The sequence below is a fragment of the Cutibacterium modestum genome, from assembly GCF_008326345.1.
Taxonomy (GTDB): Bacteria; Actinomycetota; Actinomycetes; order Propionibacteriales; family Propionibacteriaceae; genus Cutibacterium; species Cutibacterium modestum.
In genome coordinates this window covers 185119-194876 of the sequence record NZ_BJEN01000002.1, presented here as the reverse complement: position 1 = coordinate 194876, position 9758 = coordinate 185119, and the positions used below count along the sequence as shown (strand labels likewise).

Here is a 9758-nt window from a genome sequence, read left to right as displayed (position 1 = left end):
CATGGCACAACGCCCCGTCTACCCCTTCTGCGCCATCGTCGGGCAAGAGGAGATGAAGCTGGCCCTCATCCTCGCCACCATCAGCCCCGACCTGTCTGGGGTACTCATCCGCGGCGAAAAGGGCACTGCCAAGTCTACTGCGGTGCGCGGACTCGCCGCCCTGCTGCCCAAGCACTGGGAGGTTCCGGGGACCTATCATCTCTCCCCCAAGGAATACTCGGAGTATTCCGGGCAGCTGGGCCTGCCCGAGACCATGCCTGAGCCACATACCGTTCGGGTGCCGGTGGTCGAGCTGCCGGTGGGGGCCACCGAGGATCGGGTTACCGGCACCCTCGACATGGAGACTGCCCTTCGTGAGGGACGCCGCCGCTTCGAGCCGGGTCTACTGGCGGCCGCCCACCGCGCGATCCTCTACGTTGACGAGGTCAACCTGCTCGACGATCACGTCGTCGACCTGCTGCTGGACTCGGCCGCCATGGGCGTCAACACAGTCGAGCGGGAAGGAGTCAGCGTCTCCCATCCGGCCCGATTCACCCTGGTTGGCACCATGAATCCCGAGGAGGGAGAGTTGCGCCCCCAGCTGCTCGATCGGTTCGGGCTGTGCGTGACCGTCGGTGGGGAGGATAGCCCCGACAGACGCGTCGAGGTAATCCGACGTCGGCTAGCCTTTGAAGACGACCCCGTTGGCTTCTCGCGGAGATGGGAACAGAATGGCCACGAGATCAGTGAGAAGATCAAACGTGCCACCGAGCTCGTCAAACAAGTCACCATTGCCGACGAGACCCTCACGAGAGTGGCTCACGTATGCATTAACGCCCACGTCGACGGCCACCGCGCCGACATCATGATGGTTCGAGCGGCACGCACCCTGGCAGCCTGGGATGGTCGCATCGAGATCACCGCGGACGATCTCACCCAAGCCGCCCGACTCGTCCTGCCCCACCGAATGAGGAGACACCCGCTCGAGTCCGTTGGCGGTCCGGAGGTAGCGTGATCCGAGCCCCACGGCGGGACTGGCAGTCGAGAGTGGGCTGGCTGCCACGCATCCCCCGGCAGACCCCGCCACCGGTTGACGCCCCTCTGATCGACGTCACCCAAGCCCACGACGGGCGGGCAGTGGTGCGCCAGATGACCCACGATGGGCGGCGTTGGCTACTGCCCGGGTCGATCGCCTCGGCCTTTGTCAGCCTGGTGAACATTGGGGTGCCGATGGCCCTAGGACGCGCTATCGACGACGGGGTGGTGGCCGCCGATGCCGCGGCACTGACCGGGTGGCTGGCTTTGGTCGCGTTGGCCTACGTGGTGCGCGCAGTAGCCCAAACGGTGCGGATGCAGACCAATGTCGGCGCTGGTCTAGCCGAACACGACCTCCGGGTGCAGGCCCTCGACTGGATCACCGCTCCGGAGGGGGTCGGTGGGCGCTCACGGCTCCCCGGCGACCTGCTCGCAGTCCTCGTCACCGACGTGCGGGCGGTCTCGCGAGCCTTCATCGCACTGACGTCTATCCTCGGCAACATCGTCACCCTGCTCGGTGCCCTCATCTCGATGGCTCTCATCAATGGCTGGCTGGTACTCGCGACGACATGCATTGTCCCGTTGCTCATCCTGCTGTCGGTGAAAGGAGTGGCGCCCGTCAAACGGAGCACTCACCGCGAGCGCCGTGCCGAGGCCGCGGTCGCCGGGTCGGCCGCCGACCTCACCAGTGGGCTTCGGGTCATCCAGGGGTTATCAGCGCAACGTCGAGCCACCGCAAGGTTCCGGGTCGCCAGCCGCGAGGGCCTCAATGCCACCTTGCGCACCCGGCGCGTCAAGGGGGTCTACACCGGCACCATCAATGCCTCGGTGGGGGTGTTTATCACGGTGCTGACGGTCTTGGCCGGGTGGCTCACCCTGGGCGGGCATATCAGCGCCGGTGAGCTCGTCACGGTAGTCGGCCTGGCACAGACCCTGGGTCCACCACTGCGGGCGCTGGGCGTTGACACTGCGACGATGCTAGCCAGCGCCCACGCCTCCGGGGATCGGTTCTGTGAGCTGCGTGACAGCCCGGTGGCCTGGGCAGTCCATCCCGACGACGGCGCCCGCACCACGCCGGGGGATGGACCGGTGGAATTGCACGTTCCGGTCGGGGATTCCCAGCTTGACGTCCCCGGCGGCAGCCATCTGGGGGTTGTGGCGCCGCAAAAGGTGTGTGACGCCCTGGCCGAGGCGATTGACCACGGCTCCGAGACCGTCCTGAATGGGGTCCCCGCCAGTCATCTCAACCCTGCCCAACGGCGTCGTCTGGTGCTAGTGGCGCCCCGTTCACCGGAGTTGTTCGATGACACGGCACACGCCAACATCGTGCTCGACGGCCAAACGACTGTCGCCAGGCTGAGTGCCGTCACTGACGCAGCTGCCCTAGACACCGTCGCTGCGGTACTGCCGCGTGGATTGGAGACCGAGGTCGGAGAAGGTGGTCGCTACGTGTCCGGAGGCCAACGTCAGCGTCTGGCCCTGGCCCGTGCCCTGCTGCATTCCCCCGACGGCCTGATGCTGGTCGACCCCACGACAAGCATTGACGCTGCCACGATCGCCACCATCGCGGAACGGCTGCACAAGTTGCGGGAGGGACGCACCACCATCATTGCCACGACATCCCCGGCCATACTGGACCAGATGGACGAGGTGGTGCTATTCGACGTCGACGGCCGCGAGGTCGCCCGCGCACCACACCGCGACCTGCTGAGTCGCGATGACTACCGGGGGATGCTGTCATGAGCACACCACGTTGGTTGCCACTCGCCACTACTGCCCAAGTCCGCCAGGAAGTCCATCAGGCAGCGCGCGGAGTGCGTGGTTACTTCGTCGGGGCAATCGTGGTGATCACGGCCGCGTCCCTGCTCGATCTGGCGACCCCAATGGCGACTGGGTGGATCATCGATACCGCACGAGCTCATGGCTCGCCCTCGGCCCTGCTCACCCCTGCGCTAGTAATGGCGACCGCTGTGATCGGGTCGGGGATCTGCAACGGTGCCGCACAATCCCTCACGCCGTCTTTTTTCACAACCATCGTCACCCGGTTGCGGGAGTCAATGATCGCAGCCGGGTTGGGCCTGGACCAGCAACGGGTGGAGCGGGCCGGTACCGCAGATCTCGTCTCTCGGGCATCCGACGATGTCACGGCTGTCCGCGATGCCGCCAACGGCGCCCTCCCGCGCCTTGTCAACACCATGATCATGGTGGTTGTGTCGGTCGGGGCGCTGGCCAGCCTGCACCCGCTCTTCTTCATCCCGGTCACCCTCGCCGCGCTGCTCTACGGGTTGGCGATCCGAGAATTCTTGCGCACCGCCCCACCGGTGTACCGGGTGGAGAGAAGAGCCTCGACGACCCAGTCCCAACACATCCTCTCGACGATTCACGGGCTGGACGTCGTGCGGGCCTTTGGCCTGGAAAACCTGCGCATCCGAACGGTGGCCAACGGATCGTGGCAGGCAATCCGGTGGAACCTACGCGGACGATTCCTCGGCAACACCCTCGTTGTGCGGCTGCTAGCGGGCGAGGCGATGGCAACCATCGGCGTCGCCTGGACGGGATACCTGCTTGTCACGACCGACAGACTGAGCGTCGGCGCGGCCGCGTCGGCAGTACTGGTGCTGTTAAGGCTGTTCTCCCCGGTCCGCTTCCTATTGATGTTCCTCAATAACCTGCAGGCAGCTTGGGTGTGTTTACAGCGGGTAGTGGGCGTCATCCGGGCACACCACGGGGAGCCGACCATCGCGGAGCGGAGCCTGCCTGGACCGGCGGCGATCCACGTGGATCGAGTAAGTTTCGGCTATCGGAACGGACCCGATGTGCTGCACAAGGTGAGTCTGGACATTCCATCGGGACACACCATGGTCCTCGTCGGAGAGTCTGGAGCGGGCAAGTCAACCTTGGCGTCCTTGGTAGCGGGGTTACTAGAACCCCGGCAGGGAAGCATCGCCATCACACCGGGCCAGGCCCGAACCGTGCTCATCAGCCAGGAAATCCACACCTTCTCCGGCACCCTTCTCGACGACGTCGCACTCGGCCTCTCCGCTGACACTGAGCACTGGCCCGACGAACGCGTCCGCGACGCCGTCCTCGCCGCACTGAGACGGGTCGGGGCCGAATGGGTCGAGCACCTCCCCCACGGCGTCGACACCGTGGTGGGACGGTTGGGAACCCGTCTCTCACCTGCCCAAGCGCAACAGGTCGCCCTGGCGCGCGCATTGTTGGCGGACCCTCCTGTCATCATCCTCGATGAAGCGACGGCAGAGGCCGGCAGCTCCGGTGCTGCTGCTCTTGACCGTGCCGCGGCCGAGGTTGTCAGGGGACGGACCGCCCTCGTGGTGGCACACCGTTTGTCCCAGGTGGCGATGGCCGACGAGGTAGCGGTGATGGACGACGGTCGGATCGTCGAGGTAGGACCGCCGAAGCAGTTGCGTCACAACGGCGGCCCGTTCGCCACACTGTGGCGAGTGTGGTCGACCCAGCACTGAACTGTGGGGCAGCCCAGCGCCGGGTCGACACGTTAGGCTGGAATAGGCACGTTAGATTCTGCCCTCGATTGCCTCGGCGACACCGGCGTCGATATTGCGCCAATACGACAACGTGTTGCCGATGACCGGTTCCTCCATGTCGAAGTTGGTCATCAGGTCGACCAGGGTCTCGACGAGCTCGTCGCGCTCGGCGACGGAGAAAACGTCATGCACCAGGGTGTGGGCCTGCCCGAAGTCGTCATCTTGGGCATGCAGGGTTTGGGCAGCGCGGATGAGCTCGCCGTCGGTCTCCCAGGTTGCCTCTGCCCCGGCTCGATAGCCGGTGGCAAAATCGCGACCGTAGGAGTTCGGGGCGTAGGTGGGCGCCGCTCCGGAGTGTTCGAAGGCCATCTGGCCGTCGAAGGTGTATTGGTTCGTAGGCGTCGTCGGACGGTTCACGGGGAGTTGCTCGTAGTTGACACCCAAGCGATTGCGGGCGGCGTCGTTGTAGGCGAACGCCCGGCTCAGCAGCATGCGGTCGGGGGACAACCCCGTGCCCCCGACGGTGTTGGACGGCGAGAAGGCCGCCTGCTCAATCTGAGCGAAGAAGTTCTCCGGGTTGCGGTCCAGAGTGAACTTGCCGATGGTGTGCAGCGGGTAGTCTCTGTGCGGCCACACCTTAGTGATGTCGAACGGGTTGAACCGGTAGTCCTTGGCCGCGTCGTAGGGCATGAGCTGCACTTTGACTGTCCAGGACGGGTAGTCGCCGTCAGCGATATGGTTGAAGAGGTCCTCGCGATGAATGTCAGGGTGGTCCCCGACGATTGCCTTAGCCTGGTCAGCAGTCATGTTGTGGACGCCCTGGTCGCTGATGAAATGGTACTTCACCCAGGTGATCTGACCGTCGGCGTTGGTCCAGGAGTAGGTGTGCGAGGAGTAGCCGTTCATGGTGCGATAGCTGAGCGGAATACCGCGCGGTCCCATGAGGTACGCGACCTGGTGGGCCGATTCGGGGGAGAGCGACCAATAGTCGTACATCATGTTCGGGCTGCGCAGGCCGGAACTCGGCAACCGTTTCTGAGAGCGGATAAAGTGCGGGAACTTCATCGGGTCACGCATAAAGAATACTGGGGTGTTATTACCGACCAAGTCGAAGTTGCCCTCGTCGGTGTAGAACTTTAGCGAGAATCCACGCACGTCACGCCAGGTGTCGGGGCTTCCGAGCTCACCGGCGACTGTGGAGAATCGGGCCAGCATCGGGGTGTCGCGCCCCTTTTGCAGAAAGGACGCCTTGGTGTATTCCGAGACGTCGGCGGTGATCTCGAGGTGACCGAAAGCACCCGAGCCTTTGGCGTGGGGCTTGCGCTCGGGGATGTTCTCACGGTTGAAGTGGGCCAGGGTGTCGACGAGATGCGCGTCGTGAAGCACTACCGGGCCGTCAGCGCCGACGGTCAGGGAGTATTCGTCGCTGGGCGCTGGTGACCCATTGGTGTTCGTTGACGTTCTACTGGGATCAATGGGCATGATTCCTCCGTTCGTTCTGGTACGTTCCAGCCTGCCGCTATTCAGGGTCACCTCCAAGCAGATCCAGCCGAATCCTCGCGGACCCCACGGGCCTCATGGCAAACGTGTGTAGCAATGACTCCGCCGCTACTGTCGATAGCACTAACCCCGGCTCCGAACCAGATCGCCACAGCTACCAACTGCACCAACATTGGGGTTACCGAGAAACAATGGAGCTATGACAACTGTCACCAAAAACAACCAGCAATCACGCTACGAGGCTTATATTGACGGTGAACTAGCTGGGTTCGCTAAATTTCGACACGAGGGGAGCGTTATCGTCATGCCTCACACCGAAGTGCTCGACGCCTTCGGTGGTAAAGGGGTCGGCAGCGCTCTAGCACGCTTCGCCCTTGACGACATCGCCTCCCAGGATCTGGCAGTGCACCCGGAGTGCTCCTTCATCCGGGGTTGGTTGGACAAGCATCCCGACCACCCGGTGAAGGTGGTCTAAGGCCTTGCTCGCCTCGCACGCGCGAATCGGGCCCAACCCATTGAGGCCAGGCCCGATTCGGCATCATTCGCGGTGAGAGTCACCCGACGAGGAGCATCACCCCGTAGGAAACCGGACAGGCAACCAATATCGAGACGATGCCAGGCACCAGGAACGAATGGTTGAAGATGTACTTGCCAATCTTCGTCGATCCAGTGTCGTCCATCTCGACCGCAGCAACCACGGTGGGATAGATAGGCAGCAGAAACAGCGCCGAGGCCGCGGCGAAGCATCCGACTAGCACTGATGCCGGGATCCCGAGGGCTGCGGCGACCGGCATAAACGTAACCGTGGTTGCGGCTTGCGAGTAGAGCAACGACGCCGCCAGGAACAACACGACGAACAACAGCCACGGTGCCGAGTGGATGACCCCTGATCCAGCAGTCTTGATCGTGGCGATATTGGAACTTACGAAGGTGTTCCCCAGCCAAGCCACCCCCATCACGCAGATGGCAGCAGACGTGCCGCTCTTATAGGTCGCCTGAGAGGTGATCTCCTTAAGAGGCACCTTGCACAGGGCAGCAATGATGAGGGCGGCGGTCATCATGAAGGTCATGATGGCGGCGCCACGTGGCAACGGGGGTTTATCTACGGCAGTGATGCTAGCGGCATAGACCATCACCACGACCAGGGACGCCACGAAGATCACCAGCGAGCGTTTTGCGTAGGGCTTGATGTCATAGCTGCCTTTTCCCCGATGCAAGACTTGGCCCTTTTCCAGCCGCTCCAGATAAACCGGGTCAAGTTCCAACTCACATCCGAGTTTCGAGGAGACGATGGCACCGATCATCGATCCCGCGAATCCCCCAACAATCGAAACCAGGACCAGCTTCGGATATGAGACGCCCAGCGGACCAACGATGGCGGCCATAGCCACCATTGCAGCCGATATGGGCGAGGCACAGATGCCGATCTGTGAGGCGACCGCCGCGATGGATAGTGGGCGTGAGGGTCTCACCTTCTGTTCCTTGGCCACTTCCGCGATGACAGGGAGAGTGGCGAATGCGACATGCCCGGTACCACACAGAACAGTCATGAAGAACGTCACTGTGGGCGCCAAGAAGGTGATTCTCTTCGGATTGCGACGCAGTACCCGTTCGCTGAGCATCACCAGCAATTCCAGGCCTCCGGCCACTTCCATGGCCGCCACGCAGGAGATCACCGCGATGATGACCCCGATGACATCCCACGGAATGCCAGTGTTTGGGTCGACCTTGCAACCGAGTACCCCCAGAACGATGACACCGGCAGCCCCGGCATAGGCAATGCCAAGTCCACCCTTGCGTGCTCCCAGGAAGATGAATAGGAGGACAACGACAAGTTGAATGAAGAACATCGTCAGGCGTCAGTTGTCGTCCTGGGATCCTCTGGAAGACCGCGCTCCCCGGGCTCATAGGTACGCCCGGAGTACCGAGGATGTAGGAAGTTTTGGGTAGACATGATCTCATCCAGCCTTTTCTCTGGGATCAAGCCGCGCTCAAGGACGACCTCGCGAACAGACTTTCCGGTGCGAGCAGCCTCCTCGCCGATGAGGTCACCCTGGTGATGGCCAATCACATCGTTCAGGTATGTCACGATGCCAATTGAATTGGTGACGTAACTCCGGCACCGCTCCGCATTGGCAGTAATCCCATCGATGCACTTACTGCGCAGAGTGTCGCACGCATTTGTCAGCAAATGGATGGACTCGAACATCGCCTGCGACAGGGCCGGCTCCATCACGTTAAGTTCCAGCTGGCCTGCTTCAGCGGCAAAACAGACCGTAACGTCATTCCCGAACACCTTGAAACAGATCTGGTTGACAACTTCAGGAATCACCGGATTCACCTTGGCCGGCATAATGGAAGATCCAGCCTGCATCTCTGGAAGGTTAATTTCATTGAGCCCAGCCCTGGGGCCAGACGACAGCAATCGTAGATCATTACAGATTTTGGATACCTTCGCAGCCAACCGCTTGATAATGGAATGGACGGCAATGTAGGCACCGTTGTCGTAGGAAGATTCCATGAGGTTGGTAGAGGGGCGAATCGGGTAACCAGTCACCTCGGCCAACTTTTCGGCCGCCAGCTCGGCGTACCCGTCCGGGGTATTGATTCGGGTACCGATGGCCGTGCCACCCAAATTGACCTCCACAAGCAGGTCACTACCCACGTCGAGTCGGTCCAGTTCGGCACGGATGTTGTGCGCATACCCGTCGAATTCTTCCCCGAGGGTCATGGGAACGGCGTCCTGAAGCTGGGTACGCCCCATCTTCAACACGTCGGCAAATTCTCTAGCCTTGGCATCGAAACTGTCGGCGAGGTCGGCGACGGCCCGCTTCAATCCCTCAAGCAGGGCATAGACCCCGAGACGAAATCCGGTAGGGTAGGCATCGTTAGTCGACTGGGATTTGTTGACGTCGTCATTGGGATGAATGACGTCATATGTACCCTTCGGATACCCCAATATCTCAAGAGCCAGATTGGCAACAACCTCGTTGGTGTTCATGTTGATCGACGTTCCTGCCCCACCTTGGAAGGAATCAGTCGGGAATTGATCCATACAGCGCCCATCATCCAAGATCACGTCGCATGCCGCAATGATGGCGTCGGCAACATCTCCAGGCAAAACCCTCAGTTGCTTGTTCGTCAAGGCAGTCGCCTTCTTCACCTGAACCATTCCCCGAATAAAGTCAGGCTCATCATTCATGCATCCACGCGATATCTGAAAGTTCTCCAGCGCACGTAAAGTATGGATTCCATAGTAGTGTTCGTTCGAAATTTCTCTCTTTCCGAGAAGATCTTCTTCGATCCGATTCTCACTCATCACCATTCCTAGCCCATAGAAACCGGTTACTGCAAGCCAAACATCCGAACGCTCATCCTTGAGCCCACATGTAGGAGTGGGACGCCGAGAGTGAAATATTGGACATTCACGCTTACCAAGACTTAATATCTTGTAAACAAGAACCATAGCCCTGACCACAAAGAGAGCACAACCGCAACCCTCGAAATTTGTGCGGGATGAATGACGCCGAGCCCGGCCCTTTGTGAACATCGCACATCCGTGACGGGGCGCGCCAATCCACGTATGTTCAACGACCCAACCTGGGTCCTCGATATGAGTCGCAAATGATATCGCAGCCACGACAAGGAGGAGCTGAATGGCCTGCAGCCACTGCCGGCGAGCAGGGATGGTGGAAACGTTCACCACCGGCATAGTATTTTGATGATCTGATAGCCGAA

General features: G+C 61.4%; 7 protein-coding genes. 4 read left to right on the top strand and 3 right to left on the bottom strand.

Annotated elements, in window-relative coordinates; all coding sequences use genetic code 11:
• The first annotated feature begins 1 nt into the window (after position 1).
• The 3 genes from F1563_RS05460 to F1563_RS05450 all read left to right on the top strand — a co-directional run bounded on the left by F1563_RS05460 (position 2) and on the right by F1563_RS05450 (position 4499).
• The gene (locus F1563_RS05460; protein WP_002529280.1) at positions 2-994 is read left to right on the top strand and encodes a magnesium chelatase ATPase subunit I; all 993 of its coding nucleotides are present in this window, start codon (positions 2-4) and stop codon (positions 992-994) included.
• A 134-nt stretch (positions 995-1128) separates the two neighbouring features.
• On the top strand, positions 1129-2757 hold the full coding sequence (locus tag F1563_RS05455) for an ABC transporter transmembrane domain-containing protein (RefSeq protein WP_172623630.1): 1629 nt from the start codon (positions 1129-1131) through the stop codon (positions 2755-2757).
• Positions 2754-4499 carry an ABC transporter ATP-binding protein gene (locus F1563_RS05450; RefSeq protein ID WP_002529282.1) on the top strand — a complete coding sequence of 582 codons (1746 nt, stop codon included), beginning with the start codon at positions 2754-2756 and terminating at the stop codon, positions 4497-4499. The genes F1563_RS05455 and F1563_RS05450 overlap by 4 nt, the downstream gene beginning before the upstream one ends.
• Before the next feature lie 51 nt (positions 4500-4550).
• Here F1563_RS05450 and F1563_RS05445 read toward each other — a convergent pair whose 3' ends face one another.
• Positions 4551-6002, bottom strand: coding sequence for a catalase (locus F1563_RS05445; RefSeq protein ID WP_002529283.1), 1452 nt, complete (start codon positions 6000-6002; stop codon positions 4551-4553).
• A gap of 217 nt (positions 6003-6219) precedes the next feature.
• On the opposite strand from F1563_RS05445, the gene F1563_RS05440 reads away from it, so the two are divergent.
• The gene (locus F1563_RS05440) at positions 6220-6495 is read left to right on the top strand and encodes a GNAT family N-acetyltransferase (RefSeq protein ID WP_002529285.1); all 276 of its coding nucleotides are present in this window, start codon (positions 6220-6222) and stop codon (positions 6493-6495) included.
• A 79-nt stretch (positions 6496-6574) separates the two neighbouring features.
• Here F1563_RS05440 and F1563_RS05435 read toward each other — a convergent pair whose 3' ends face one another.
• Both F1563_RS05435 and aspA read right to left on the bottom strand, forming a co-directional pair.
• Entirely contained in the window at positions 6575-7870 is a 1296-nt protein-coding gene (locus tag F1563_RS05435) for an anaerobic C4-dicarboxylate transporter (protein ID WP_002529286.1), read from the bottom strand.
• A 2-nt stretch (positions 7871-7872) separates the two neighbouring features.
• On the bottom strand, positions 7873-9339 hold the full coding sequence (aspA, locus tag F1563_RS05430; protein WP_172623603.1) for an aspartate ammonia-lyase: 1467 nt from the start codon (positions 9337-9339) through the stop codon (positions 7873-7875).
• Positions 9340-9758: the final 419 nt, after the last annotated feature.

What these genes read in the sequence shown, in the direction of transcription:
- F1563_RS05440 (WP_002529285.1), top strand. Translation starts at nt 6,220, where the DNA reads ATGACAACTGTCACCAAAAACAACCAGCAATCACGCTACGAGGCTTAT.
- F1563_RS05450 (WP_002529282.1), top strand. Translation starts at nt 2,754, where the DNA reads ATGAGCACACCACGTTGGTTGCCACTCGCCACTACTGCCCAAGTCCGC.
- F1563_RS05435 (WP_002529286.1), bottom strand. Translation starts at nt 7,870, where the DNA reads ATGTTCTTCATTCAACTTGTCGTTGTCCTCCTATTCATCTTCCTGGGA.
- F1563_RS05445 (WP_002529283.1), bottom strand. Translation starts at nt 6,002, where the DNA reads ATGCCCATTGATCCCAGTAGAACGTCAACGAACACCAATGGGTCACCA.
- aspA (WP_172623603.1), bottom strand. Translation starts at nt 9,339, where the DNA reads ATGAGTGAGAATCGGATCGAAGAAGATCTTCTCGGAAAGAGAGAAATT.
- F1563_RS05460 (WP_002529280.1), top strand. Translation starts at nt 2, where the DNA reads ATGGCACAACGCCCCGTCTACCCCTTCTGCGCCATCGTCGGGCAAGAG.
- F1563_RS05455 (WP_172623630.1), top strand. Translation starts at nt 1,129, where the DNA reads ATGACCCACGATGGGCGGCGTTGGCTACTGCCCGGGTCGATCGCCTCG.